We start from the raw sequence: 25156 nt of genomic DNA on the forward strand, positions 1-25156 counted from the left end.
GGAGGCGCACTCGATGAGCAGTTCCGACGATCGTTCGCGCTTCGGGTTCTTGATCCCGACGGTCTACATCATCTTCCTGTTGCTGCCGATCTATTGGCTGGTCAACATGAGCTTCAAAACCAATTCGGAGATCACGGGCGCGCTGTCGCTTTGGCCGGTCAATCCGACGCTTCACAACTATGCCGTGATCTTCACCGATCCGTCCTGGTACAAGGGCTATATCAATTCGATCATCTATGTCTGCCTGAACACGGTGATCTCAGTCGCTGCGGCACTTCCGGCAGCCTACGCTTTCTCGCGCTATCGCTTCCTCGGCGACAAGCACCTGTTCTTCTGGTTGCTCACCAACCGCATGGCGCCGCCGGCCGTCTTCGCGTTGCCCTTCTTCCAGCTCTATTCGGCCTTCGGGCTCATCGACACGCACATTGCAGTCGCCCTGGCCCACTGCCTCTTCAACGTGCCGCTGGCGGTCTGGATCCTCGAAGGTTTCATGTCCGGCGTGCCAAAGGAAATCGACGAAACCGCCTATATTGACGGTTACTCTTTCCCGCGCTTCTTCGTGAAAATCTTCATCCCGCTGATCGCGTCCGGCATCGGTGTCGCCGCCTTCTTCTGCTTCATGTTCTCCTGGGTCGAGCTCCTGATCGCCCGCACGCTGACCACGACCGATGCCAAGCCGATCGCCGCCATCATGACCCGCACGGTCTCGGCCTCGGGCATGGACTGGGGCGTGCTCGCCGCCGCCGGCGTGCTGACCATCATCCCGGGCGCGCTCGTGATCTATTTCGTTCGCAACTACATCGCCAAGGGCTTTGCCCTGGGCCGCGTCTGAGGAGGCGTCGATGAACTTCACATGGATGGCCTGGACGCTGCCGACAGCGCTCTTCTTCATCGCGATCCTGACGCTGATCGTCTCGATGGCGGTGTGGGAATATTTCTCGCCCGGCGGCAATCCCCGGGTTGGCATACTCAGGTTCGAGACAACCCGTGGCGACCGGCTCTTCGTGTCGCTGCTCGGCTCGGCCTTCATTCATCTTGCTTGGCTCGGCCTTGTTGGGCCGAACCTGTGGTGGGCTCTCGCTCTGTCCGTGGTCTACGCCATCGGCGTATTCCGCTACGTATAGGGCCGGACAACGGCGGATGGCGGCGGGAGGCTGCCATTCTGATGACTTCAACTCTGCAATCGCAACCTTAGGGAGGACGAAAATGCGAAAGCACCTTTTGACAACGACGGCGGCCATGCTGCTCGCCATGACCGGCGTGGCATTCGCCGACATGGAAGCGGCGAAGAAGTTCCTGGATACCGAGATCGGCGACATGTCGACGCTCGACCGCGCCGCCCAGGAAGCCGAACTGCAGTGGTTCATCGATGCGGCGAAGCCCTTTGCCGGCATGGAGATCAAGGTCGTCTCCGAAACCATTGCCACCCATGAATACGAATCCAAGGTCCTGGCCCCGGCATTCACCGCGATCACCGGCATCAAGATCACGCACGACCTGATCGGCGAAGGCGACGTCGTCGAAAAGCTGCAGACCCAGATGCAGTCGGGCGAAAACATCTACGACGCCTATGTCAACGACTCGGACCTGATCGGCACCCATTGGCGCTACCAGCAGGCCCGCTCGCTGACCAAGTGGATGGCCAACGAAGGCAAGGACGTTACCAACCCCAACCTTGACCTTGCCGACTTCATCGGCACCAAGTTCACGACCGCTCCGGACGGCGATCTCTATCAGTTGCCTGACCAGCAGTTCGCGAACCTCTACTGGTTCCGCTATGACTGGTTCAACGACGAGAAGAACAAGGCCGACTTCAAGGCCAAGTACGGCTACGACCTCGGCGTCCCGGTCAACTGGTCCGCTTACGAAGACATCGCCGAATTCTTCACCGGCCGCGAAATCGACGGCAAGAAGGTCTTCGGCCACATGGACTACGGCAAGAAGGACCCGTCGCTCGGCTGGCGCTTCACCGATGCCTGGCTCTCCATGGCCGGCAACGGCGACAAGGGCCTGCCGAATGGTCTGCCTGTCGACGAATGGGGCATCAAGGTCAACGAAAAGTCCCAGCCGGTCGGCTCCTGCGTCGCCCGCGGCGGTGACACCAACGGCCCGGCCTCCGTCTACGCCATCCAGAAGTATCTCGACTGGCTGAAGGCCTATGCACCGCCGGAAGCCCAGGGCATGACCTTCGGTGAAGCCGGTCCGGTACCTGCTCAGGGCAACGTCGCCCAGCAGATGTTCACCTACACGGCGTTTACTGCCGACTTCGTCAAGAAGGGCCTGCCGGTCGTCAACGAGGACGGCACCCCGAAATGGCGTTTTGCTCCGAGCCCGCACGGCGTCTACTGGAAGGACGGCATGAAGCTCGGTTATCAGGACGTCGGCTCCTGGACCCTGATGAAGTCGACCCCTGACGACCGCGCCAAGGCCGCCTGGCTCTATGCACAGTTCGTCACCTCGAAGACCGTGGACGTGAAGAAAAGCCATGTTGGCCTGACGCTCATCCGCGAATCGACGATCCAGCACAAGTCCTTCACCGACCGTGCACCGAACCTCGGTGGCCTGATCGAGTTCTATCGTTCGCCGGCCCGCGTTCAGTGGTCGCCGACCGGTACGAACATCCCTGATTATCCGAAGCTGGCTCAGCTGTGGTGGCAGGCGATCGGTGACGCATCCTCGGGTGCGAAGACCGCGCAGGAAGCCATGGACTCGCTCTGCGCCGAGCAGGAAAAGGTCCTGCAGCGTCTTGAGCGTGCGGGCGTCCAGGGTGACATCGGTCCGGCACTCGCCGAAGAACACGATCTCGAATACTGGAACAAGGATGCAGTCGCCAAGGGTAACCTGGCTCCGCAGCTGAAGATCGAGAACGAAAAAGAAAAGCCGATCACGGTCAACTACGACGAACTGGTCAAGAGCTGGCAGAAGTGAGCCGGATCAGACCCTGATCATTGACAACTGCCGGGGCGAAATCTACGCCCCGGCTTCTTCACATAAGGAGTTTGCGCCTGATGAGCGGTTACATTCTGGCCATCGACCAAGGCACCACCTCGACCCGGTCGATGATCTTCGATCACGAGATGCACATCGTCGGTGTCGCCCAGCAGGAGTTCACCCAGCATTTCCCCGATTCCGGCTGGGTCGAACATGATGCGGACGAGATCTGGCAGAGCGTACTCGCTACGATCGAAAAGGCGCTATCGGCCGCAAAAATCAAGATTACCGACATCACCGCCATCGGCATCACCAACCAGCGCGAAACCGTCGTCGTCTGGGACCGCAATACCGGCAAGCCCGTTCACCGTGCCATCGTCTGGCAGGACCGCCGCACAGCCCGCTTCTGCGACGAGCTGAAGCACAAGGGTCTGGAACCGCTCTTCACGCAGAAGACCGGCCTGCTGCTCGATCCCTATTTCTCCGGAACCAAGCTTTCCTGGCTGCTGAAGAACGTCGATGGACTGAAAGCCCGCGCCGAAAACGGCGAGATCTGCTTCGGCACGGTCGACAGCTGGCTCATCTACAAGCTGACCGGTCGCAAGGTCCACGCCACGGATGCGACCAACGCCTCGCGCACGCTGATCTATGACATCGGCGAAAACCGCTTCGACGACGAACTGCTCTCGATTCTCGACATTCCGCGCGCCATGCTGCCCGAGGTCAAGGATTGCGCCGACGACTTCGGCATCACCGACAAGTCTGTGCTCGGCGCGGAAATTCCGATCCTCGGCGTCGCCGGCGATCAGCAGGCCGCCGTCATCGGCAATGCCTGCTTCGAGCCCGGCATGATGAAGTCCACCTACGGCACAGGCTGCTTCGCGCTGCTGAACACCGGCACCGACCGCGTCACCTCCTCCAACCGTCTCCTGAGCACCATCGCCTACCGCCTGAACGGCAAGACGACCTATGCGCTCGAAGGCTCGATTTTCATCGCCGGTGCCGCCGTGCAATGGCTGCGTGACCAGATGGGCTTCGTCAAGGTCGCCTCGGAAACCGATGCGCTGGCCAGCAAGGCCGACCCGAACCAGCGCGTTTATCTCGTCCCCGCCTTTACCGGCCTCGGCGCGCCCCATTGGGATGCCGATGCACGCGGCGCCATCTTCGGCCTGACCCGTGGCACCGGCCCCGCCGAATTCGCCCGCGCCGTGCTCGAAAGCGTCGCCTACCAGACGCATGATCTTCTCGAAGCAATGAAGAAGGACTGGACGGGCGCGAGCTCGCAGACGGTCCTGCGTGTCGATGGCGGTATGGTCGCCTCCGATTGGACCATGCAGCGTCTCGCCGACATCCTGGCGGCCCCGGTCGATCGTCCCGTCTTGCTCGAAACCACCGTTCTGGGTGCCGCATGGCTCGCCGGCTCCCGCGCCGGCCTCTGGCCCGATCAGGCCGGTTTCGCCGCCACCTGGAAGCGCGACCGTCGCTTCGAACCGACGATGGAAACGGGTGAACGGGAGGCCGCCATTGCCGGTTGGCAGGATAGCGTCTCCCGCTGCCTCACCACACGCTGACGCTTGAAAACACACTGGTCGTCAGAGCATGGCGACCAGTGTCTCCAGCCGGTCGGCGTCCTTCGGCAGCTTGTCTTGCCTCAGCCGCGCGATGCGGGGAAACCGCATGGCAATCCCCGACTTGTGCCGGGTCGAACGCGCCAGCCCTTCGAATGCCACCTCGACCACGAAGCCGTGCTCCGGCTCGGCTCTAAGGCTCCTCACTGGCCCGAACCGTTCAACGGTATTGTTGCGCACAAAGCGGTCGAGCACCTCCAGCTCATCGTCGGTAAAGCCGAAATAGGCCTTGCCCACCGGCACCAGGACGTCGCCTTCGCCCGGAATGGCCGTCCAGACCCCAAACGTGAAGTCGGAGTAGTAGCTGGATCGCTTCCCATGCCCACGCTGTGCATACATCAGCACGGCATCGGCATTCATCGGATCGCGCTTCCACTTGAACCACGGCCCTTTGGCACGGCCCGCCTGATAGACGCTGTCATAGCGCTTCAGCATGACCCCTTCGATCACCGGATCGGGTGGGTCTGCCCTGAGCCGCTCCAGCTCGTCCCAGGTCGAAAACGGCACCAGTGGTGAGATGTCGAAACGGTTGGGCGCCTGCTGCTCGATCAGCGTCGTCAGCCGGTCCCGTCGGTCGAGGAATCGTTCCGGGCGAACATCCTCGGCACCATCAAAGAGAATGTCATAGGCCCGGATGAAGACCGGATAGTCCTCCAGCATCTTCGCCGTCACGGTCTTGCGGTTCAATCGCTGCTGCAGGTCGGAGAAGGTCCGGGTCGGCGCATTGGTGCGCGATGTGCCGCCCACCAGCAGCTCCCCGTCGATGACCCCCTCGAACCGCGCCGCCTCGACGATATCCGGGAAGGCGCCCGAAATATCATCGCCCGAACGCGAATAGAGTCGGTTGCGCCCGCCCGCGCAGGAAAGCTGCACCCGGATCCCGTCCCACTTCCATTCCGCCGCAAAATCCGCCGGATCGAGCGTCGCAATGTCGCGATCCTCCACCGGCGTCGACAGCATGACCGAATGAAAGATCGCGGGTGTCGCCAGAACCGGCTTTTCCGTCCGGTCTTCCAGCCAGGCGAAAAGGTCGAGATAGGGCGGCTTCAGGCCGTGCCACAGGCTTTCGATCTCGGTCACGTCCTTGTTGCCGAAGATCGACAGCGCCTGCTTCGTCAGCCGCGCGGACACACCGATCCGGAGTCCCCCCGTGACGAGCTTGATCAGCGCGAACCGTTCCGACGTATCAAGCCGGTCCAGCAGCGAACGCATCACTCCGCGCGTCTCGCTGCGACCCAGCCGCTGCAGCCGCTCGACGATCGCCGACAGCCGATCGTCCTCTTCAGAGGCGGCTTCGATATCCGAGGGTTCCCACACCAGCGAAATCGTCTCGGCGAGATCCCCGACATAGTCGTAGGAATACTGGAACAACACCGGGTCCATCCGCTCCAGCACCAGTTCCTTGAGCAGGGCTGGCTTTACGCCCTTGATGTCGAGCCCCTCAGTCAGCGCCGCCAGCGCATAACCCCGGTCGGGGTCCGGCGTTGCCTTGAAGTAATCGACGAGCAGCGTCAGCTTGCCGTTGCGGCTCGGCGTCAGGACCAGGCGGTCGAGAAGATTGGCGAAGTCTTTCATCGGCTCAATCCCCCTCGTCTTCGTAACCGACGAGGTGCAGTGGGCGGGCAGCGATGCCCGAAAGCTCGCACCAGCGCACCAGCGCCTCCTCGCGCCCATGCGTCACCCAAACCTCCTGCGGTTTTACCTCGCGGATCGTGTCCAGGAGTTCCGGCCAGTCGCAATGGTCGGAAATGACGAGCGGCAGCTCCACCCCCCGCTGCTTGGCGCGCTGCCGCACCATCATCCAGCCGGAAGCGAAGATCGGCAGTGGGTCCTCAAAACGCCGCGCCCAGCGATCGTTGAAAGCTGACGGCGGGCCGATCACAACGGCACCCTTCAGGCTTCCCGATTTCTTGTCCTCGGTCGTCGCCGGCCGCAATTCGCCGAGATCGATTCCCTCGCTCTCATAGTAGTCGCAAAGCTTGGCAAGCGACCCGTGGATATAGATCGGCTGGTCGTAACCGCCGCGCCGGATCAGCGAGATCACCCGCTGTGCTTTGCCCAAGGCATAGGCGCCGATCAGATGGCTGCGCTCGGGAAACTGCCGAAGCGAAGTCAGAAGCTTCTCGATCTCGCCGGCCGGTGGCGGGTGATGGAAGACCGGCAGGCCGAAGGTCGCCTCCGTGATGAACACGTCGCAGGGAACCGGCTCGAAGCTCGCACAAGTCGGATCGACACCGCGCTTATAGTCGCCGGAAACGACGATGCGCGTCCCGTCCTTCTCGATCTCGATTTGTGCCGATCCCAGCACATGCCCCGCCGGATGAAAGCGCACGGACACGCCGTTCACGTTGATCGTCTCGCCGAAGCCGGCCGCCTGCGAGGACGCGGCAAAATCCTCGCCGTAACGGATCGCCATGATATCCAGCGTCTGGCGGGTTGCCAGCACGTGGGCATGCCCGGAGCGCGCATGGTCGGAATGGCCATGGGTGATGAGCGCCCGGCCCACCGGCCGCACCGGATCGACATAAAAGTCACCAATCGGGCAATAGAGCCCGCCGGGGGTCGGATGCAGAAGAAGGTCCGGTTTGATCATAAAAGGAAGATAGGGCGTGCGAATGCCGCCCGCCAGATGTCACCCCTTGCCGCTCAGGCCGCGTAACGCGACACGACGAGATAGCCGACTGCAGCAGCCGTTGCCGAAAGCACCGCACCCCAGGCCATGTCGACGAGGCTGACGGAGAGCGACCAGCCCTTGAGCGTGGCAAGATTGGTCATGTCGTAGGTACCATAGGCGAGCAGCCCGAGCATGGCGCCATGAAGCAGCGCCGTCACGACGCTGTTTGCAGTAAGCGCCGGCATGACCGCGAAATAGACGAGGCCAATCACGTAGAACAGATAGAAGATCCCGGCCGGCGGGAAATTCGGGGTGGCGAGCAGCAACTCGCCGATGTTCTGTCGATAAAACCCGATCGCCACGCGCGTCAGCCACAGATAGTCAAGTGCGAAAAAGACGACAGCCGTCGACACATAGGCGATCAGATAGGTCATGCGTCGTCTCCATCAGGCGGGCCGTTCGCCCGCCGGCCTTAAATTCCCAGGACGGGCTGAACGAGTCTGACGAGCAGGCTCTTGAACTTCAGCGGTGCGTCGGTCACGGCGAGACAGATGCAGTCTTCGTCCGGCGTCGCAACCGGTTGATGCGTCAGCGTCTCGTCCGCCTCTTCCAGGTCGCCGCGCCGAAATACCGTCGAGCCATCCGTAAAGGCGCCCTTCAGTACCAGCGTCAGTTCGCGACCCCCATGGGAATGCTCCGGCACGGGCTTGCCCGCCGGGATCTTCAGGAGCCGAACCTGGCTTTCCCTGTCGCCGGTCTTGATCGGAATGTGATAGGCGCCGCGCCCGAGGGCCCGCCACTTCAAACCCTCCACGTCGGTGCCCAGATAGGACCGCAGAGGTTCCGGGATGACGACATCACCTGTTTCCACGATGCGCGCCGGTGCTTTGGCGGCGGGCCTCCTGTTATCCGCAGCGATCTTGTTCATCATCGAAGTCCAGCTTTCGCTTGCGCTCGCGCTATCCTCGACCTCTACCGCTTCCAGCAGTTCGCCGCCGGCATGTTCCATGAAAGAGAGGCGGTCGCGGCAGCTTGGGCAGAGCGCCAGATGCGTGGCGACTGCAATGCTCCAACCTTCGGCCAAGGTACCGCTTGCGTAATCGAGCAACAATTCGTCGCTGATATGATGTTGAACGTGAGCGTTCATGCGCGCTCCTCCAAGGCTGCTCGCAATTTGGCGAAAGCCAATCGGATGCGGGATTTCACGGTACCCATCGGCAGGCCGAGCTCGGCGGCGATGGTGCTGTGTGAGGCTTCTCTGTAGAATGACATCTTTAGAAGTTCGAGTTGTTCGGGTGGTAGAGTTTCCATGGCGCGCCGGAGCCGATCGGCTTCCTGGCGCCCTTCGAATTCGACATCCGCCGGGGGAACGTCATCGGGAACGAACGCCGGATCCGACGGATCGAAGACTGGTCGCTTGGCGCGACGAAAGGCGTCGATACGCTGGTTGCGCGCAATGGTGAAAATCCAGCTGGACACGTTTCCGCGTGCCGGATCGAACTGCGCCGCCTTGTTCCAGACCGCCAGCATCGTCTCTTGCATCAGTTCTTCAGCGGCCTGCCCATCACGGGCCAGCTTCGCCATATAGGCGCGCACCTTCGGGCCATAATGCTTGAAGATCGCCTCGAATGCCTCGACATCACGATCACGCCCGACAGACGCCAAAAGTTGCGCAAAATTCTGCGGCTCTAATTCATCAACCGATCCGGTCATCGAAACGCTATTTATCCCTCGCTGGGTCGCCGCCACGACTGTTTGCCGCGCATTTCGCCCGGGGTGACTTTGGCACGCATCGGCCCGTATGGGAATCATGTTGATCATGCAGGTCACTACGCCGGCTGCCGAAAAGCAGATCACTGCGCATGAATTTAATGGCTCCTGTCGATCCACTCGCAAAAGCCTTGCGTAATAAGAAGCAAAACTGATTATTCGCATTGAGGGAAATGGGCGGGTCTATGGATATTGGCGTCACGAAGGCCGCATTCGGGGGAAAGCGGAAGATTGCGGTCGTGGGCTCCGGTATCTCCGGCCTCTCATGCGCCTGGCTTCTGTCTCGCAGTGCCGAGGTCGTCCTCTACGAGACAGAGGGGAGGCCGGGCGGCCATTCTAACACCGTGGTGGCCCCGGGCGGTGATCGGGGCACCCCGGTCGATACCGGTTTCATCGTTTACAACGATCGCAATTATCCCAACCTCGTCAAGCTCTTCGAACACCTCGATGTCCCGACGCTTGCCTCTGACATGTCCTTTGCCGCCTCGCTCGTCGATGGCGACTTCGAATATTCAGGCTCTGGCCTGAGCGGCCTTCTAGGCCAGAAGACCAACCTGCTCCGGCCGCGCTTCTGGCGCATGGTCAAGGATATCCTGCGCTTCTACCGCGAAGCGCCGGCACTTCTGGATCGCCCCGAGCTAGATGGCGTTTCGCTCGGCGATTATCTCGCCTCGGCAAATTATGCGGATAGCTTCGTCGAAGACCACCTTCTGCCCATGGGCGCCGCCATCTGGTCTACCACGGCATCGGAAATGCGGCTTTATCCGCTCCACGCTTTTATCCGCTTCTTCGTCAACCATGGCCTGCTCACGCTCACCGACCGTCCCCGGTGGCGCACGGTGAAGGGCGGCAGCCGCGAATACGTCGCCCGCATCCTTGCCGATTTCCGCGGAACCGTCCGCCTTTCGACGGCGGTGGCTCATGTCCGGCGACTGGCAGTGGGAGTGGAAGTGATCGATATCCACGGCCATGCCGAGACCTTTGACGACGTTGTGCTCGCAACCCATGCGAACCAGAGCCTCGACCTGCTGCAGGACGCCGATGCGCGCGAGCGCGCTCTCCTCGAAGCTTTCCAGTACACGCCCAATGTCGCCGTGCTGCATTCCGATCAAGCATTGATGCCGAAGCGGAAGTCCGTGTGGTCAAGCTGGAACTATGTAGCCGGACGCCAGGACGGGGTAGGCGATATGCTCTGCGTGACCTATTGGATGAACAAGCTGCAGTCGCTCGATCCGAAGAACCCGCTCTTCGTCACCCTCAATCCCTGCCGCCCGATTGATCCGGCTAAGGTGATCCAGACCTTCCATTATGAACACCCCCTGTTTGATGCTGCCGCCATTCGCGCGCAGCGCCAGATCTGGCAGCTCCAAGGTCACCGCAACACCTGGTATTGCGGCGCCTATTTCGGTAGTGGTTTCCACGAGGACGGCTTGCAGTCTGGTCTCGCCGTTGCGGAAGCGCTGGGTGGTGTCCGCCGCCCCTGGTCGGTCAAGGACGAGTCAGGCCGTATCGTCATCACCCGACAGCTTGAGGCCGCCGAATGAGCCGGCAATCCGCCATATATGCCGGCCATGTCGTGCATGTCCGCAGCCGACCTAAGCAGCACAAGCTGCGCTACAGCGTCTTTTCACTGCTCGTCGACCTTGATGAGATTGCTGATCTAGACCGCAGCCTCCGCTTCTTCGGCCACAATCGCCGGGCGCTTTATGCGGTCTACGATGCCGATCATGGCGATGGCGAGATTGGTCACTTGCGACAATGGGTGGAAGGCCGCTTGCATGCAGCCGGGCTTGATGCCAGTGGCTCGAAGATCCGCATGCTCTGCTATCCCCGCATCTTCGGCTACGTCTTCAATCCGCTTACCGTCTACTTCTGCCACCACCGCGACGGCCGTCTGCAGGCCGTGCTCTACGAAGTCTGCAACACCTTCAACGAGCGCCACACCTACGTCATTCCGGTGGAAGAAGGGCAGCAGGTCCTGAGGCACCAATGCCCCAAGGAGATGTATGTCTCGCCCTTCATGCCGATGGATTGCCTCTACGATTTCCGCATCAATCCCCCGGGCGAAAAAGTTGGCGTTCACATTGGTGAAAGCGATGGCGAAGGGCCAATCTTGGTGGCTCTCTTTTCCGGCAAGAGAGCCCCCTTGTCGGATGCGAGCTTATTGCGCATGCTGATGACCTATCCACTGATGACCTTGAAAGTGATGGGGGGAATCCATTGGGAAGCGCTGCGGCTCTGGCTGAAGGGGGTTCCGGTCTATCGCCATGCGCCTGCAGCAAAACCGGTCGCTTCGACGATCGTTCTGCAGAGTGGGATGAACAAGTCATGAGTCATGCTGAACAAGAAATGCCATCTGTAGTGTCTTCCCTTCCGTTCTGGCAGCGGGTGCTGTGCCGCTGGGCCGATCGTGTCGCAGCCGGCCGGTTGACGCTGCAGTTCGAAGGTTACGGTGAGCATGTTGCCGTTGGCAGGCTGCCGGGTCCGCATGCCACGCTGTGTGTTCGCAATGCGAAGCCGGTGTTTCGAATCCTCACCGGCGGTACCCTGGGCTTCGCCCAGTCCTTCATCGATGGCGACCTCGACAGCCCCGATATTGGTAGCGTTGTCGAATTCGCCTTGGCGAACGAAGCCGAGCTCGGCAAGATCCTTTCATCTTCCGTAGTTTTCGAAGGGATCGCGCGCCTGCGTCACAAGCTGCGCCGCAATTCCAAGAAAGGTAGCCGACGAAACATCGCCTTCCACTATGACCTGGGCAATGCGTTCTACAGCCAGTGGCTCGACCGTACGATGACCTATTCCTCGGCTCTCTACGAAACGCCGGGCCAGTCGCTCGCCGAAGCTCAGGAGGCCAAATATGCCCGGATCGTTCGAGAACTGAAGATCGGCCCCGACGACCATGTGCTGGAGATCGGCTGCGGCTGGGGCGGTTTTGCCGAGCACGCCATCCGCACCACCGGCTGCCGGGTCACCGGCCTGACGCTGTCCGTCGAACAGGCGAAATTCGCCCGCGAAAGGCTGGAAAAGGCAGGTCTTGCCGATCGCGCCGATATCCGTCTGGAAGATTATCGCGACTGCCAGGGCCGGTTCGACAAGATCGTCTCGATCGAGATGTTCGAAGCGGTCGGCGAAGAGAACTGGCCCGTCTATTTCAAAGCTGTCCAGGAGCGCCTCGTGCCCGGCGGCAAGGCGATGATCCAGACGATCACCATTGATGAAAGCCGCTTCGAGCAGTACCGTCGCAGCGCAGACTTCATCCAGACTTACATCTTTCCGGGCGGCATGCTGCCGTCCGCGACGACCTTCGAACGCGACGCCAGCCGCACCGGACTGCAAGTTGGCGATCGCTTCCGTTTCGGTCGCGATTATGATCGCACCCTGATTGCCTGGGATAACGCCTTCACAAATAGCTGGCCGTCAATCGAGCCGCTCGGATTCGATCGCCGCTTCTACCGGATGTGGCGTCTCTACCTGCACTACTGCGCCGTCGGCTTCCGCGTTGGCCGCATAGATGTGGTTCAGTTCCGGTTGGACAAGCCGGCCTGATCTTCCGGCGGGGCAAGTGCCCCGCCACCTCCGTTAGGAGCGCAGCATCTTGCGCGTGAGCGCAAAGCGCAGCCTGTGCGGCAGGGCGTGCAAGAGGCGGATCGCAATCGCCATCTTCCAGGGAAAAATGATCTCGAATTTGCCCCCGGCGAGGGCCTTGGCAATGATCTCGGCGGCCTCTTCCGATGACACCAGAAAAGGCATCGGAAAGTCGTTCTTTGCGGTCAGAGGCGTGGCGACGAATCCGGGATTGATGACTGAAAGAGTAACGCCATGGCTAGCAAGCTCCGGATGCAGTGCTTCACAAAGGTTGTTGAGCGCAGCCTTCGTGGCTCCGTAACTGGCGGCCCCCGGCAGGCCCACATAGGCGGTGACCGACGCGACCACCGCGATGTGCCCACCTTTCCGCGCGATCATCCCTGGCATCACTGCCTCCAGGCAATGGGCCGTACCAAGGACGTTCAGGTCGAACATCTGGCGGGTGCGCTCAGCACTGAAATCGACGGCATAATCGCGCGTATAGGAGCCGGCAGCAAAGACCGCGAGATCGATCGGCCCCATCGCGGCCACAACAGCATTTGCCACCTTTCGAACGGCTTCGCCATCAGTAACGTCCAGCGGAAAAGCGGCGATCCGGCCGGGGTGTTCGGCGGCAAGTGCGGCGAGCGATTCGGCGTTGCGGGCGCTGACGGCCACCTTGTAACCGTTCTCCACGAGCCGTTTGGCGAGTGCTCGGCCGATGCCGGAGCTAGAACCGGTGATCCAGGCGGTCTTGGTCATCACATCCTCTTCGTTTGTATCATGACCAATACGCCGGGCATCCCCTCTCGGTTTAACCGCCCCAGCCGCGCAGGAGCTCGAGCCCGCTTTTTAGGAGCGCCTCTGCGTCTGCATGGCTTTTCGCTTCGACATAGCAACGCATTTCGGGCGCATTGCCGGACGGACGGAAATGGATGACCCTTCCATCGTCAAGGGTAGCTCTGACACCGTCGATATCGCTGACCTCTGCCACGCTGCCAATGGGGGAAAGGAAACTGGACAGGTTTTCTGGCGACTGGCGAATATGCGCCATCAGGCTGGCGCTCCGTTCCGTCGCGAAGTTCTCCAGCCGGTCGCTAAGTGCCACCGGCAGGCTGAAGGCCTTGACGAGGCCGGACAGCGACTGACCGGTCTGTGCGGCCACGCCGAGTGCGGCAAGGGCTGGCAGGAAACTGTCGCGTGTCGGAAGCGCCTTCAGGATCTTCGCCCCGACGGTGAAGTCCGACCCCAGCATCAGTCCGCCATTCGCTTCGAAACCCAGCACGCTCTCCTTGCCGTCAGCAAGGGCTGTCTCCATGGCCGCAATCACATAGGGCGAGCCGACGCGCGTGCGGATGACCGAAAAGCCGCCGTCGTCTTCGAGGCCCGAATTGGACGTCACGGGCGTTGCAACGGTCTTTGCCTTTAGGAAGCGCGCGGCAACCAGGCCGAGCAGATCGCCGCGTAGCGGCTGTCCGTGTTCGTCGGCCACCAGCGGACGGTCCCCGTCGCCATCGGTCGACAGAATGGCGTCCAGTGCCAGTTCGTCGCTCCATCTTGCAAGCTGCATCACCGTGTCGGTCGACACTGCTTCGGTGTCGACAGGAATGAATATATCCGAGCGCCCGAGGGGAAACACAGTTGCACCGTAGTGCTGGAACACGCTGACCAGCATATCGCGGGCAACGGTACTGTGCTGATAGACCCCAATGCGCTTTCCATTCAGGCAGGCGGCGGGCAGAACGCCGAGATTGCGCTCGAGGAAGAGCGTGCTGGCCGCTTCTTCATGATCGTCGCCCGTGCCGCTATCGACCTGGTTTGCGTTGGGATCTGCGGCGAGCTCCGCCGCAAGGCGGGTGATTGCCTGCTCATCCTGCTTGTTGATCTCGCCATCCGGCCGATAGAACTTGATGCCGTTTCTATCTGCCGGGATATGAGAACCCGTAACCATGATTCCGGCCGCCCCCAATGAGGCACCGTAAAGCGCAAGCGCCGGGGTCGGGATCGTTCCGCAATCGATCGGCACAAGATCGACGCGTCGGAGCGCCGCCATGATCGTTGATGCAATCTCTGGGCTGGATGGGCGAAAATCGCGTGCGATGACAACGGGCGATCCGGCCTGCGCCAGCCCTTGCGACAGAAGATGGCGGGCAAAGGCAGTCGAATAGAGAGCCGAGACGGCGCCCACCAGGTCCGAAGACAGCCCCCGGAGGCCGCTGGTACCGAATTTTGCCGTCATGCGTCTCTCCTCGTGTTCCATCGGAGCCCTTTATATGGGCTGACGGGTCGGAGCATCAAGCAGAATACCGGAAGGCGTGATCGTTGAGGCGGCGGAAGGAAGGGCGGCCTGAAATGAAAAGAGCCTGGCGCGGGAGGAGGTGCGCCAGGCTCTTAAACTCGATCGGCAATTGGGAGGAGGAGGAGTATTGCCGATCCTACCGAGCGGCGCTGGGAGGAGGAGTGCGCCGCTTCGATGCTTGTTTTCTACCCAAAAGGCTCCTTGCTGCCAATCCTCGTTGTTGCAACGCAGCAGTGCGTCAGATGCATGGCTACCTTCAAGCGTTGGTCATCGGTTTGGTTTTTAAAGCGTAGCGTGCTTTCGAGTCTTTCGAATCTACGCTGTTCCAACGAAACCGAACCTTCGTTTTGCTGCTGCCACCATTTTGCTCACCACTCTTACAATTGCTCATGCACGATAGGCATGGCTGCTTGTCGTTGTATCATCGCCGAACAAATTGTCGCGGCGATGATCCATGGCGCACTCCGATAAGCCATGGGATGGCCCCGCCTGCCACTTTCCGTTATAGCGGGCCGGAAAGAACCAATGTCTGGAGACTTCAATGGCGACGATCCGCACCCACGAAGGCGATATTTCCGCAGAGAGCGCCGCCCGCTACACTGACGCGATCGCCATCGATACGGAAACCCTGGGTCTTGTGCCGCGTCGTGACCGCCTGTGCGTCGTGCAACTGTCCCCGGGCGATGGAACGGCTGACGTCATCCGCATCGCGGCCGGACAAAAGGAAGCGCCAAACCTCGTCGCCCTACTCGCCGATCCGGCGCGTCAGAAGATTTTCCATTACGGACGCTTCGATATTGCGGTGCTCTTCCATACCTTCGGCGTGACCACGGCCTACGTCTTCTGCACAAAGATTGCCTCGCGCCTCTGCCGCACCTATACGGACCGTCACGGCCTCAAGGACAATCTCAAGGAACTGCTCGAGGTTGACATTTCCAAGGCGCAACAGTCTTCCGATTGGGCGGCCCAGAAGCTCAGCCAGGCGCAGCTCGAATATGCCGCCTCGGATGTTCTGTATCTGCATGCCTTGCGAGACAAACTGACCGAGCGTCTTGTCCGCGATGGCCGCATGGAGCACGCGAAAGCCTGTTTTGAATTCCTGCCGACCCGCTCTAAGCTCGACCTGTTGGGCTGGGAAGAGACCGATATCTTCGCCCACAGCTGATCACGCAGTAACGTGAGATAGGATCCACCGTCAGGTCTTACGGGAGATCCCGACGCGTGCCATGACGTCTCGGGGGATGTCGTAGTGCCGGATCATGGCCGCCTGATTGCGCAAGCCGCATAATTCCCGTTGAACCGATAGCGCAAAGACCGCCTGCGCGGCCTCGTCGAGGGCCTCGGTTAATCGTTCCGGCGCTCCGGCCCGGGCCTCGGCACATCGGTGCAACGCGAGTTCCACCTTCCGTCCCGCGCGCCCCAGAACGTCCGCCATCTCGCCGGCCAACTCCTGTTCGAGAGCCGAAAGCAAGTCTCCTGAGGTCGATGCGAGCAGAGATGCGGGCGGTCGGAAGCTCATGTCTAGCGGTTCTTGTAGACGAGAATTGACATGCAATGTAGCGATTGTGCCAAGCTTTCATTAACTCAGAATTCGCATCATCACCGCAGTGAAATCGGCAGCAAGGCCTCGGGATTCAAGGGGCCTCGTGAGAGCAAAGCGTAGAATCAAGCGACCATGACGGAAGCAGCCCACAGCCTTCTCGACAGCCTATCCCGCTCGACCATCACGTATGATACCGACCGAGCAGGCAGCAACGAAAACAATCCCGAGGATCCAGGCTCGGGAACTGACTATGCTCCGGCCACCTGGCTGGATGCCTTGATGGTTGACGAGCGCAGCCGTCCCGACCAGCCGCTCGGCAAACGCATTCCCGCACCTTCCGATGATGCAGGGCTCTATCCGATGTTTCTGCGCCTGGTAGACTGACGTTTCAGGCGGAAACGCTTGCGGCGCTCGCGCGCGCGCGGATCTCGTCGAAGCTCCAGTCTTTGAGCAAGCGACCGTTTTCCCATACGGGCTGAAGCAGATTTTGCCGCGTCCCAAGCTCAGATAGCGGAATTGCCACGATGTCGGCCCCATCGGCAATCGCTGCGACGCGTCCGGTCATGGCTGGCTTTTCCTGCGGATTGGTGGACCGACGACCGATCTCGCGCCATGCCCCCGCCCCAGTCTGTACCGCGCTGGCGCGCATGGTGAAGGAAAGCGTGTCGCGGTTAATCTTGTGCAAGAGCCCTGAGCCCATGCCGAAAGAGATGTTCTCGGCCGAAAAGCCCATGCCCTCCAGCCGTCCCAGGATCATCTGGATATCTTGGATAGAGACGCCGTCGGACTGGATCACCCTCACATTGGCGTCGAGCACCTTGAAGCCCTTGCCATTTAGCCGGGTACCGTAGGCGTAGGCCAGTTGCGCGACCACCTGCACGGGTGTGTCGATCGGATCGCCGCTGTCGGGTCGCACCACAAGCGTCGCGCCTGCAGCACGCACCTTCGTCTGTAGTTTCTTGCCCCAGATTTCTGTGACGGCATTGTGCAGATCATAGCTGTCGGAGACGACCGAATAGGCGCCGAACTTGCTGAACTTGTCGATCAGGTGAGAATAGGCGTCCACCTCCTGTTCCTGCCCCCAGGCCGTGATCGTGCCGTGTTCTGCCGCCGGGATTGAGAATGCGGGCATGCTCCCCCCATAGGCGCGTCGCGCCTGCAGGATGCCGGGAAGCGAATCAGACGAGTGAAAGTGCACGAGATGGGCGGCCCCGCCGATGGCCGACTGCTCGACGCTCGACGTGCTGCGGCACCCGTAATCGCTGATCCGGCTCGGCAGCAGCGCCTGCGGATCGTCGGTGGTGCGCTCAAGAAAGGGCAGAATCGCCATGCGCAGCCGCCAGGCCGTTGTGGTAACCGTCGAGGGATACCAGATGGCCCGCAGCAGCGATGTCTCGATATGAGAGGTGAGCCAAGGAAGGGCAGGGTCGGTGTTGACCACCTGCACGATCGGCACGCCTCGTCGCAGTGCCGTGCCTTCCGGCAGCGCCTCGATCTTGAGCGGCAACAGACCCCCATGGGCCTCGACGATATGCAACCACCCCTCCTTGTCGAAAGGTTGGCCATGGGCCGCAGCCACCTCTTCGGCCTCCGCGACATCCAAGCGCGTTACCGGTTTGGACAGGTAGTCCTTGAGAAACATCTGCAGCCCGAAGAACATCACCTCTGGCCGGAACGAGCCACCGCGTGTCGTGACGAAGGCGCTGACGGCCCGCGTATCCTGAGGATACTGAAGATAGGTCCCGAGTTTGTAGCTGTCCGTGTTCAGGATGAGATTGGATGTCATGCTGGCGCCCATCAAAAGTTGTGCGGCACAGGGCCGCCGGTGGGCAGTTTGCCATTCCAGGTATGCGCGAAACTTGAGCGTCGAGGGCAGCGTCGATGGAATTAGCTTTTCGTTAACCATGTTTTGCGACACTCGCCCTTGAAGCAGGAAGATGCGCCGCCGCTTTGAGCTCCTTTTAGCCGTTTTCACTAGGCAAAGGAGCCCGCGCAGCGACTGGCGCCCTGAACGCGAGAGGTCGCCATGCTTGGTCCCGTCAGCGCCCAGACGAACCTGTATCAGCCTATTTCGGAGAATCGCAGCGCCGTAGAAGGCCGCAACGCGGATCGCGTGGCCGCGCCGGTGACGGAAGAGCCCTATTCAGCGAGTGCGGCAACGGCCATTGCCGGCAATCTCAACATCATGCTGCTTAGCGCGCCTGAGCGCATGTCGCAGAACCTCCTCATCCTTACGGAGGTTCTCGCCTCTGTGCTCAAGATGAAGCAGGAACCCAACGAGCCTCTCACAGCCTTTGCTGCGCGACTCATCGATGCCATCGCGACATTGGCTCCGGCAGAACAGCAGAGACTGAGGGCCCTCTTGTCCGAGGCCTTCGCCGGCCTGCAATTGCGGACCCTGCTCCAGGCGCTGCGAAACCCGCAGGGTCCGGAAGCAGCGACGCTCGCGATCTATCTGGAGCTCTATCGCCAGAAAGAGCGTGATCCCGGCGCCCGCGCGGTGATTTCCTCCTATCGACAGAATGGCGATCTGGCCGGGGCGCCGACTCCTGCCGAGCCCGCCACCACCACCCGCACGCCGAAATCGTCTGCGTCCCTCCCGACGGGTCAGATGACATCGCCCGTATTCGCAACGGCCGGACCTTCCAGACCGGCAACAACGCTCATCTCCGCCGCGCCCACGGTCACTGGACAGGCGGAAGAAGATGACCGGGCCACAGTTATGGGGGCTGCGTCACCCGGTGATGCCCATGTCGCGGGCGAAAGCGCTGATTCGGAATCGCTTTCCCGTCTACGCCAGATGCGCGCCAGCATGGCTGAGTCCGCCGAAATGTTGCCGACTGCGACCATTTCCCCCTCGGTGACGGAACGCGCCAGTCCGTTGGTTGCGGCCCTGGCAGAAAGAGAGCCAGACGCCGAAGCTGGAGCCGATCCTGCAAATCCCTCCGTTCTGCCCGCCACGCAAGGTACCGAGGAAGGACCCGACGGCAGGAACGATGTCGCCCACCCGCTGCCAGCGCCGGTTGCCGGTACGTCCTCGTCACCGCACCCGTCGCTCCCGCCGCATCTGCTTGAGGAAGTCGCAGAGACGAAGCTTATCCGCACCCTCCTGGCCCTCTATGCTGCTGAGGATCAACCGGACATGGCGAACCTCGCCTTCGAAGCTCTGATGGCCGATAAACCGGATGTGCCGGAGTCAACGATCAAGCCATCCGCGACCACCGCGTTACCGGAGAGCGCGATGGATGAGGCTGATCTCCCGTCAGCGGACCGTCCTGTCCACCTGGAGGAGCGCCTCGCTCTCACGACCTCTGTCCCGCCATCGGACCGTCAGGAGCCTGACCGGGGTGGGATCCATGGCAATGGTCTGCCGCTCGCTTTCGTCAATTACGTGATTGAGACGGATAATGACCCCGTTCCCGTCAAGGCGGTCCGCAAGGACGCCGAGGATGACGCCGAGCCTGAACAGTCCGCTGAAGACGACAGAAACGAGGCATCCGGCGACGAGCCTTCTGGCCAGGACCCGCAAGAATTCCTTGAGACGTCAGGCGCAGAAATTCAAGGCGACGAGACGGACGGTCAGCCCAATCTCGACCCCGCTACCTCTTCCCTTGATGCGGCGAATGTCGTCGCAACCTTGCCCTCTCCCGAGCCGGACCCGGCCCAGGCGCTCTATCTGCGTCTCTCCGATTTCGCATGAACATTAGCCGATGGCGCAACAAAAAAACCCGCCGGGATTGCTCCCGGCGGGTTCGTCTAAGCTCAGTCAACAGCGAGGATTAGTCGTTGTTGCGGTTCTTCAGGGCTGCACCCAGGATGTCTCCGAGCGATGCGCCAGAGTCGGACGAACCGAACTGTGCCACAGCTTCCTTCTCTTCTGCGATCTCGAGAGCCTTGATCGACAGCATGACCTTGCGGTCCTTCTTGGAGAAGTTGGTGACGCGGGCGTCGACAACCTGACCGACCGAGAAACGCTCCGGACGCTGATCGTCACGATCGCGGGCCAGATCGGCGCGGCGGATGAAGGACGTGATGTCCTCGTGGTTGACCAGCTTCACTTCGATGCCGCCATCGTTGATGCCGATGACTTCGCACGAAACGACGGCGTTCTTGCGCAGGTCGCCGGAAGCGGCGGCATCGCCAACCGAGTCCTTGCCGAGCTGCTTGATGCCGAGCGAGATGCGTTCCTTCTCGACGTCGACGTCGAGAACGACGGCCTTGACCACGTCACCCTTGTTGTACTCTTCGATGACCTGTTCGCCCGGACGGTTCCAGTCGAGATCCGAGAGGTGAACCATGCCGTCGACGTCGCCTTCGAGGCCGATGAACAGGCCGAATTCGGTCTTGTTCTTGACTTCGCCTTCGACTTCAGTGCCAGCCGGGTGGCTGTAGGCGAATGCCTGCCACGGGTTCTCGAGCGTCTGCTTGAGACCGAGCGAGATACGGCGCTTCGACGGATCGACTTCGAGAACGACGACGTCGACGTCCTGCGTGGTCGAAAGGATCTTGCCGGGATGAACGTTCTTCTTCGTCCAGGACATTTCCGAGATGTGGATCAGGCCTTCGATGCCGGGCTCCAGCTCGACGAATGCACCGTAGTCGGTGATGTTCGTGACGGTACCGGAGATCTTCTTGCCAACCGGGTACTTGGCAGCGATGCCATCCCACGGATCCGACTCGAGCTGCTTCATGCCGAGCGAGATGCGGTGGGTTTCCTGGTTGATACGGATGATCTGAACCTTGACCGACTGGCCGATGGACAGGATTTCCGAAGGATGGTTGACGCGGCGCCATGCCATGTCGGTGACGTGCAGCAGGCCGTCGATGCCGCCGAGGTCAACGAACGCACCGTAATCGGTGATGTTCTTGACGACGCCGTCAACAACCTGGCCTTCTTCGAGGTTCTGAACGATTTCAGAACGCTGCTCAGCGCGGCTTTCTTCGAGAACCGTACGACGCGAAACAACGATGTTGCCGCGACGCTTGTCCATCTTGAGGATTTCGAAGGGCTGCGGGTTGTGCATCAGCGGGGTCACGTCGCGGATCGGACGGATGTCAACCTGCGAACGCGGAAGGAAGGCAACGGCGCCGTCGAGGTCAACCGTGAAGCCGCCCTTGACCTGGTTGAAGATAACGCCTTCAACGCGCTCGCCAGCTTCGAACTTGGCTTCGAGCTTGATCCAGCTTTCTTCGCGACGCGCCTTTTCGCGCGACAGAACAGCTTCGCCGAGAGCGTTTTCGATGCGCTCGACGTAGACTTCGACTTCGTCGCCGACCTTGAGCGTGCCGTCCTTGGCGCGTGCACCGAATTCCTTCAGCGCGATGCGGCCTTCGACCTTGAGGCCGACGTCAACGATTGCGACGTCCTTCTCGATGGCGGTGATGATGCCCTTGGCAACATAGCCTTCGGCCAAGTCGGTCTTGGCAAAGGATTCCTCGAGGAGGGCTGCAAAGTCCTCGCGCGACGGGGTAGAAACAGACATGAAATCTCCTAGTCGCATCCATTGGGATGCGTGAGCGCCGGTGGTTCGTGTTGGTCGGGACCAAATCCTCCATCCGCTCTCATTGGAGAGCTGTCCGGCGCGGGGACGGGGAAGTGGCCAGCTGAAACGAAAAGCGGCTCGGCCGGTTCCGGATCAGCGCAGTTTCGTCAGGGCAGCGTCGATGAGTTCCTTCGCCGCCGAGAATGCGGCCTCTATACTCATTTCGGACGTGTCTAGCAAGTGCGCATCATCCGCTGGTTTCAAGGGGCTGTCGGCCCGTCCCATATCGCGTTCGTCGCGCTTCTTCACATCCGCGAAGATTGCCTCGAAATCGGCGCTCGCGCCCTTGGCGATGATCTCTTCATACCGTCGACGCGCCCGCACCTCCGGAGAGGCCGTGACATAGAGCTTCACTGGCGCCTGTGGGCAGACCACGGTGCCGATGTCGCGCCCGTCGAGCACGGTGCCGGGCAGGCGTGTGGAAAACGCCCGCTGCGCCTCGACCAGCGCCCGGCGCACCGCCGGCATCACGGCGATCTTCGACGCAGCTTCGCCGATGTCGTGCGCTGATAGCACGTCCCGGTCCAGACCGCCGAGGTCGAGCGCGAGGGCAACCCGTTCCGCAATCGCCTCGTCGTCGAGCGGCAGGCCGGCATCGATCAGTGCCTTTGCGGTCGCCCGATAGGTGAGCCCTGTATCCAGATGGTGAAAGCCGTAGGTCTCGGCGATCCTGCGCGACAGCGTCCCTTTGCCGGCCGCCGCCGGCCCGTCGATGGCGATGATCATGCCGGTCCTTTCGATCCACGCTTGCCTCTGATGCCTGATACAAAGCTTGGCGCGGCTTGCCAAGCGAAGCGGTGACACGAGCAGTGATGACGCATGGCGCAGGCCGATCCCCGACGCTCCTGCCTTTCACCCGCAGATTGCCTTTGACAGGACGAACGTCAGCGATTAAGGGGACCGACTACAGTTTGGCCGGCCTCGTGCCGGGCGCTAGGCGCATGCCCCTATTCTTCACGACTTCATGAGGCTTTGACAGTGGCGAAGGCAGAACTTGGAACGAAACGCACTTGCCCCGACACCGGCAAGAAATTCTACGACCTGAACAAGGACCCGATCGTGTCGCCGTACACGGGCAAGTCCTGGCCGCTTTCCTATTTCGAGGAAACCTCGGTCGCAGCCATCATGGAAAAGGCTGAGGAAGAGGACGTCGCAGAAGTCGATACCGAAAACACCGACGTCGAACTCGTCTCCCTCGAAGATGCAGACGAGGCATCGGGCGACGACATCCCCGATATGGGCGATGATGACGTCGAGATCGACGGCGATGACGACGACACCTTCCTCGAAGCCGATGAAGATGACGACGACGACGACATGTCCGGCCTGATCGGCGTCCCCGGCGACGACGACGAAGTCTGATTTTTCAAGGATTTCGGGCCCGGGCACAAAAAAATGCCCGGGCTTTCATTTTTCGGCTTGCCATCTCCGATCACCGGAAGTATCAAGCCGCCACCCCGACGGAAGCGGTGCTTTCCACGGGGTTCCCGGAGCCGGAAATACCCGGTACCCTGATGGGGCTATAGCTCAGCTGGGAGAGCGCTTGCATGGCATGCAAGAGGTCAGCGGTTCGATCCCGCTTAGCTCCACCAAAATTTCCAGAACTCCGAATTTACGTTTAAAATCAAAGCGGTGAAGACGTCCCTTGGAGAATTGAGTACCCAAGAAGGTACCCACGCATGGCCCCAGCGTGCAGGCATCAGTTTCGGGTAACGCAAAGTGTGTAGCTTTTCGATTCACACCAGGCGAGACTTCTAAGCCGGGCATCGGAGAGATGAGCATTATGTCATGAGCCGGGGATACGACCCACGGGCTGTAGCGAATTTGATGCTGGACGAAGCAGATCGTCTAGACATTGGTGTTTCTCATATCATCCTCCAGAAACTTCTCTACTTTGCGCACGGAATCTATCTTGTGCGGACCAAAACCCCGCTTGTGTCCGGTTACTTCGAGGCTTGGCAATATGGGCCGGTTCATCCCGCAGCATATAAGGCATTCAAGCAAGCGGGCAGGGGACCGATAGATTTCAGGGCGGTTGCCCAGGATCCTTTGACAGGCGAGCGGCGGCAGATCGTAACGCCTGAAGACTGCCACGTCGTGGACCTGTTGAGGCAGGTGTTGCTGACCTACGGCAAAATGCCCGCAGGCCGCTTGGTGGACCTTGCACACGCCAAAGACTCGCCATGGGAGTACGTTGTGGCAAAGGCACGCACGGAAGTTGCGTTCGGCTTGCGAATCCAGGATACTGTGATTGTAGATCGATTCCGATTCCATAAGGTATCGGTAGGTTTAGAACCAGTATCGGGAGAGCCGTTTGACGATACCCCTCTTGCCTGACACCGACTTGGCGCGGCTTGGTCCTCTTTCGGACGACATGAAGCGCTCGGCACTCAGACAGATGAAGAGCGGCTTCTCAACGTTCTCATACAAGCCCGTTCGGTTGGCGTTCAGTGACATTTTCAATGTGCAGCTCGGTATGTTCGGGCCCGTATCTCCTACACCGTGGGCTGCGCTCGAATCTCAACTCACGAAGGCCTGTAAAGCCGGTGCGGAGCTTCGAAATAACCTCCAGATCGGCAAGGCACTTTACGACTACGCAACGTCCAGGAGCATCAAGGGCAGGCATCATGATTTCTTTCCGATGCCGATGGGCGTGGGGAAGAAGGTGACATTCTGGCTTCCTATGGTGCTGGCACTGGATTCCAAGCCTTATGCCATCTTCATTGACCCCCGCAGGTCGAAGGGCCTTACGCAACTGGGGCGGCGCTTCGCATTCTCCATGATGCATGAACGCATCCGGGCGGCTGATGAAGACTTCGCAGACATCAACCTTGGGATCATCCGCTTCGAAGATGACGAGGGTGGTCGCTCAGTTCGGTTCTTCAGTGATGAGGGTATAAGCCTCTACTCGCTGGACGAACTGGAAAGTATGGTGGCCTCTACTTATCGCATATGGCAGGAGGTGTATGAAGAGCGTACAGCCGAGGCCCGGAGTAAGCGCACTGGCACGGGAGGTTTCCTGTAGGGGCAGCCGGCGGACCATCACGCAAGTCTATTGTGACGCGGACAGCATGCAGCGTGGGTAGTGAGCGGTCTCTGCCCCGCCTGCGCTATAGTTTTTATCGAGACTATCTTTGCTTTCACTAAGGGCGCGCGACGGAGAGTAAGCAGGACGGCGGCATATGTTCTTGAAGAGCGTAGACCCAGAAGCGGTGCACGCACTATGCAGCGAACGGAAGACGACGCTCGCGCGGTTCCCACTCG

At 60.7% G+C, this 25156-nt stretch carries 24 protein-coding genes and 1 tRNA gene; 14 read left to right on the forward strand and 11 right to left on the reverse strand.

Translation table 11 applies throughout. The features are described 5' to 3' along the window. Positions 1–13: 13 nt before the first annotated feature. The 4 genes from FJQ55_RS00545 (at position 14) to glpK (ending at position 4502) form a co-directional block, all read left to right on the forward strand. Complete coding sequence (locus FJQ55_RS00545; RefSeq protein WP_140825802.1) at positions 14–832, forward strand: carbohydrate ABC transporter permease; 819 nt, start codon at positions 14–16, stop codon at positions 830–832. A 10-nt stretch (positions 833–842) separates the two neighbouring features. Continuing rightward, positions 843–1124, forward strand: coding sequence for a DUF2160 domain-containing protein (locus FJQ55_RS00550; protein WP_113378352.1), 282 nt, complete (start codon positions 843–845; stop codon positions 1122–1124). Positions 1125–1206: 82 nt separating this feature from the next. Beyond that, the gene (locus FJQ55_RS00555) at positions 1207–2928 is read left to right on the forward strand and encodes an ABC transporter substrate-binding protein (protein WP_140825803.1); all 1722 of its coding nucleotides are present in this window, start codon (positions 1207–1209) and stop codon (positions 2926–2928) included. Between the two features lie 80 nt (positions 2929–3008). Then, on the forward strand, positions 3009–4502 hold the full coding sequence (glpK, locus tag FJQ55_RS00560) for a glycerol kinase GlpK (RefSeq protein ID WP_140825804.1): 1494 nt from the start codon (positions 3009–3011) through the stop codon (positions 4500–4502). Positions 4503–4523: 21 nt separating this feature from the next. On the opposite strand, the gene FJQ55_RS00565 is transcribed toward glpK, so the two are convergent. Genes FJQ55_RS00565 through FJQ55_RS00585 form a run of 5 tightly spaced genes read right to left on the reverse strand, consistent with a single transcriptional unit; the run spans position 4524 to position 8886 of the window. Beyond that, a complete protein-coding gene (locus FJQ55_RS00565; RefSeq protein ID WP_140825805.1) occupies positions 4524–6134 on the reverse strand; it encodes a cisplatin damage response ATP-dependent DNA ligase in 1611 nt (536 codons plus the stop codon). A 4-nt stretch (positions 6135–6138) separates the two neighbouring features. Continuing rightward, entirely contained in the window at positions 6139–7152 is a 1014-nt protein-coding gene (locus FJQ55_RS00570) for a ligase-associated DNA damage response exonuclease (RefSeq protein ID WP_140825806.1), read from the reverse strand. A 53-nt stretch (positions 7153–7205) separates the two neighbouring features. Next, positions 7206–7607, reverse strand: coding sequence for a DUF2177 family protein (locus FJQ55_RS00575; protein ID WP_140825807.1), 402 nt, complete (start codon positions 7605–7607; stop codon positions 7206–7208). A gap of 38 nt (positions 7608–7645) precedes the next feature. Then, positions 7646–8320: a ChrR family anti-sigma-E factor gene (locus FJQ55_RS00580; RefSeq protein WP_140825808.1), complete on the reverse strand. Its 675-nt coding sequence runs from the start codon at positions 8318–8320 to the stop codon at positions 7646–7648. Beyond that, positions 8317–8886: a sigma-70 family RNA polymerase sigma factor gene (locus FJQ55_RS00585; protein ID WP_140829012.1), complete on the reverse strand. Its 570-nt coding sequence runs from the start codon at positions 8884–8886 to the stop codon at positions 8317–8319. Before FJQ55_RS00585 ends, FJQ55_RS00580 begins: the two co-directional genes overlap by 4 nt. A 242-nt stretch (positions 8887–9128) precedes the next feature. On the opposite strand from FJQ55_RS00585, the gene FJQ55_RS00590 reads away from it, so the two are divergent. From FJQ55_RS00590 to FJQ55_RS00600, 3 genes are read left to right on the forward strand one after another with little or no spacing between them, the layout of a single operon-like run. Beyond that, positions 9129–10487, forward strand: coding sequence for an NAD(P)/FAD-dependent oxidoreductase (locus tag FJQ55_RS00590; RefSeq protein WP_208758174.1), 1359 nt, complete (start codon positions 9129–9131; stop codon positions 10485–10487). Next, positions 10484–11275 (forward strand): DUF1365 domain-containing protein, encoded by a 792-nt coding sequence (locus FJQ55_RS00595; RefSeq protein WP_140825810.1) that lies wholly within the window; start codon positions 10484–10486, stop codon positions 11273–11275. Before FJQ55_RS00590 ends, FJQ55_RS00595 begins: the two co-directional genes overlap by 4 nt. Continuing rightward, the gene (locus FJQ55_RS00600) at positions 11272–12489 is read left to right on the forward strand and encodes an SAM-dependent methyltransferase (RefSeq protein ID WP_140825811.1); all 1218 of its coding nucleotides are present in this window, start codon (positions 11272–11274) and stop codon (positions 12487–12489) included. Before FJQ55_RS00595 ends, FJQ55_RS00600 begins: the two co-directional genes overlap by 4 nt. A gap of 33 nt (positions 12490–12522) precedes the next feature. Here the strand turns inward: FJQ55_RS00600 and FJQ55_RS00605 are convergent, their stop codons facing one another. Continuing rightward, a complete protein-coding gene (locus tag FJQ55_RS00605; RefSeq protein WP_140825812.1) occupies positions 12523–13269 on the reverse strand; it encodes an SDR family NAD(P)-dependent oxidoreductase in 747 nt (248 codons plus the stop codon). Positions 13270–13321: 52 nt separating this feature from the next. Further along, positions 13322–14746, reverse strand: a complete 1425-nt coding sequence (locus FJQ55_RS00610) for a phosphomannomutase (protein ID WP_140825813.1) — start codon at positions 14744–14746, stop codon at positions 13322–13324. Positions 14747–15347: 601 nt separating this feature from the next. Between FJQ55_RS00610 and FJQ55_RS00620 the strand changes: the two genes are divergently transcribed. Continuing rightward, entirely contained in the window at positions 15348–15971 is a 624-nt protein-coding gene (locus FJQ55_RS00620) for a ribonuclease D (protein WP_140825814.1), read from the forward strand. 30 nt (positions 15972–16001) lie between these two features. Here the strand turns inward: FJQ55_RS00620 and FJQ55_RS00625 are convergent, their stop codons facing one another. After that, on the reverse strand, positions 16002–16325 hold the full coding sequence (locus FJQ55_RS00625; RefSeq protein ID WP_140825815.1) for a DUF6665 family protein: 324 nt from the start codon (positions 16323–16325) through the stop codon (positions 16002–16004). A 156-nt stretch (positions 16326–16481) separates the two neighbouring features. On the opposite strand from FJQ55_RS00625, the gene FJQ55_RS00630 reads away from it, so the two are divergent. After that, positions 16482–16733 carry a hypothetical protein gene (locus FJQ55_RS00630; RefSeq protein WP_140825816.1) on the forward strand — a complete coding sequence of 84 codons (252 nt, stop codon included), beginning with the start codon at positions 16482–16484 and terminating at the stop codon, positions 16731–16733. A 4-nt stretch (positions 16734–16737) separates the two neighbouring features. Here the strand turns inward: FJQ55_RS00630 and FJQ55_RS00635 are convergent, their stop codons facing one another. After that, positions 16738–18135 (reverse strand): nicotinate phosphoribosyltransferase, encoded by a 1398-nt coding sequence (locus FJQ55_RS00635; RefSeq protein ID WP_140825817.1) that lies wholly within the window; start codon positions 18133–18135, stop codon positions 16738–16740. A 240-nt stretch (positions 18136–18375) separates the two neighbouring features. On the opposite strand from FJQ55_RS00635, the gene FJQ55_RS00640 reads away from it, so the two are divergent. Then, a complete protein-coding gene (locus FJQ55_RS00640; RefSeq protein ID WP_140825818.1) occupies positions 18376–20049 on the forward strand; it encodes a hypothetical protein in 1674 nt (557 codons plus the stop codon). 79 nt (positions 20050–20128) lie between these two features. On the opposite strand, the gene rpsA is transcribed toward FJQ55_RS00640, so the two are convergent. Both rpsA and cmk read right to left on the reverse strand, forming a co-directional pair. Continuing rightward, on the reverse strand, positions 20129–21832 hold the full coding sequence (gene rpsA, locus FJQ55_RS00645) for a 30S ribosomal protein S1 (protein ID WP_062277411.1): 1704 nt from the start codon (positions 21830–21832) through the stop codon (positions 20129–20131). Positions 21833–21985: 153 nt separating this feature from the next. Continuing rightward, positions 21986–22618 carry a (d)CMP kinase gene (gene cmk, locus FJQ55_RS00650; RefSeq protein ID WP_140825819.1) on the reverse strand — a complete coding sequence of 211 codons (633 nt, stop codon included), beginning with the start codon at positions 22616–22618 and terminating at the stop codon, positions 21986–21988. A gap of 252 nt (positions 22619–22870) precedes the next feature. On the opposite strand from cmk, the gene FJQ55_RS00655 reads away from it, so the two are divergent. The 4 genes from FJQ55_RS00655 to socB all read left to right on the forward strand — a co-directional run bounded on the left by FJQ55_RS00655 (position 22871) and on the right by socB (position 24917). Further along, a complete protein-coding gene (locus FJQ55_RS00655; protein ID WP_113378333.1) occupies positions 22871–23254 on the forward strand; it encodes a TIGR02300 family protein in 384 nt (127 codons plus the stop codon). A 154-nt stretch (positions 23255–23408) separates the two neighbouring features. After that, positions 23409–23484: transfer RNA gene (locus tag FJQ55_RS00660), tRNA-Ala, on the forward strand. A gap of 196 nt (positions 23485–23680) precedes the next feature. Continuing rightward, positions 23681–24229 carry a type VI toxin-antitoxin system SocA family antitoxin gene (socA, locus tag FJQ55_RS00665; RefSeq protein ID WP_140825820.1) on the forward strand — a complete coding sequence of 183 codons (549 nt, stop codon included), beginning with the start codon at positions 23681–23683 and terminating at the stop codon, positions 24227–24229. Further along, positions 24207–24917 (forward strand): type VI toxin-antitoxin system SocB family DNA replication inhibitor toxin, encoded by a 711-nt coding sequence (gene socB, locus FJQ55_RS00670; RefSeq protein WP_140825821.1) that lies wholly within the window; start codon positions 24207–24209, stop codon positions 24915–24917. The genes socA and socB overlap by 23 nt, the downstream gene beginning before the upstream one ends. The last annotated feature ends 239 nt before the right edge of the window (positions 24918–25156 follow it).

Origin of the sequence: Rhizobium glycinendophyticum (assembly GCF_006443685.1) — a bacterium.
GTDB lineage: Bacteria > Pseudomonadota > Alphaproteobacteria > Rhizobiales > Rhizobiaceae > Allorhizobium > Allorhizobium glycinendophyticum.

Bases quoted from the DNA above. Each gene is read 5' to 3' on its own strand.
- FJQ55_RS00545 (WP_140825802.1), top strand. From the start codon at position 14: ATGAGCAGTTCCGACGATCGTTCGCGCTTCGGGTTCTTGATCCCGACG.
- FJQ55_RS00550 (WP_113378352.1), top strand. From the start codon at position 843: ATGAACTTCACATGGATGGCCTGGACGCTGCCGACAGCGCTCTTCTTC.
- FJQ55_RS00555 (WP_140825803.1), top strand. From the start codon at position 1,207: ATGCGAAAGCACCTTTTGACAACGACGGCGGCCATGCTGCTCGCCATG.
- glpK (WP_140825804.1), top strand. From the start codon at position 3,009: ATGAGCGGTTACATTCTGGCCATCGACCAAGGCACCACCTCGACCCGG.
- FJQ55_RS00565 (WP_140825805.1), bottom strand. From the start codon at position 6,134: ATGAAAGACTTCGCCAATCTTCTCGACCGCCTGGTCCTGACGCCGAGC.
- FJQ55_RS00570 (WP_140825806.1), bottom strand. From the start codon at position 7,152: ATGATCAAACCGGACCTTCTTCTGCATCCGACCCCCGGCGGGCTCTAT.
- FJQ55_RS00575 (WP_140825807.1), bottom strand. From the start codon at position 7,607: ATGACCTATCTGATCGCCTATGTGTCGACGGCTGTCGTCTTTTTCGCA.
- FJQ55_RS00580 (WP_140825808.1), bottom strand. From the start codon at position 8,320: ATGAACGCTCACGTTCAACATCATATCAGCGACGAATTGTTGCTCGAT.
- FJQ55_RS00585 (WP_140829012.1), bottom strand. From the start codon at position 8,886: ATGACCGGATCGGTTGATGAATTAGAGCCGCAGAATTTTGCGCAACTT.
- FJQ55_RS00590 (WP_208758174.1), top strand. From the start codon at position 9,129: ATGGATATTGGCGTCACGAAGGCCGCATTCGGGGGAAAGCGGAAGATT.
- FJQ55_RS00595 (WP_140825810.1), top strand. From the start codon at position 10,484: ATGAGCCGGCAATCCGCCATATATGCCGGCCATGTCGTGCATGTCCGC.
- FJQ55_RS00600 (WP_140825811.1), top strand. From the start codon at position 11,272: ATGAGTCATGCTGAACAAGAAATGCCATCTGTAGTGTCTTCCCTTCCG.
- FJQ55_RS00605 (WP_140825812.1), bottom strand. From the start codon at position 13,269: ATGACCAAGACCGCCTGGATCACCGGTTCTAGCTCCGGCATCGGCCGA.
- FJQ55_RS00610 (WP_140825813.1), bottom strand. From the start codon at position 14,746: ATGACGGCAAAATTCGGTACCAGCGGCCTCCGGGGGCTGTCTTCGGAC.
- FJQ55_RS00620 (WP_140825814.1), top strand. From the start codon at position 15,348: ATGGCGACGATCCGCACCCACGAAGGCGATATTTCCGCAGAGAGCGCC.
- FJQ55_RS00625 (WP_140825815.1), bottom strand. From the start codon at position 16,325: ATGAGCTTCCGACCGCCCGCATCTCTGCTCGCATCGACCTCAGGAGAC.
- FJQ55_RS00630 (WP_140825816.1), top strand. From the start codon at position 16,482: ATGACGGAAGCAGCCCACAGCCTTCTCGACAGCCTATCCCGCTCGACC.
- FJQ55_RS00635 (WP_140825817.1), bottom strand. From the start codon at position 18,135: ATGACATCCAATCTCATCCTGAACACGGACAGCTACAAACTCGGGACC.
- FJQ55_RS00640 (WP_140825818.1), top strand. From the start codon at position 18,376: ATGCTTGGTCCCGTCAGCGCCCAGACGAACCTGTATCAGCCTATTTCG.
- rpsA (WP_062277411.1), bottom strand. From the start codon at position 21,832: ATGTCTGTTTCTACCCCGTCGCGCGAGGACTTTGCAGCCCTCCTCGAG.
- cmk (WP_140825819.1), bottom strand. From the start codon at position 22,618: ATGATCATCGCCATCGACGGGCCGGCGGCGGCCGGCAAAGGGACGCTG.
- socA (WP_140825820.1), top strand. From the start codon at position 23,681: ATGAGCCGGGGATACGACCCACGGGCTGTAGCGAATTTGATGCTGGAC.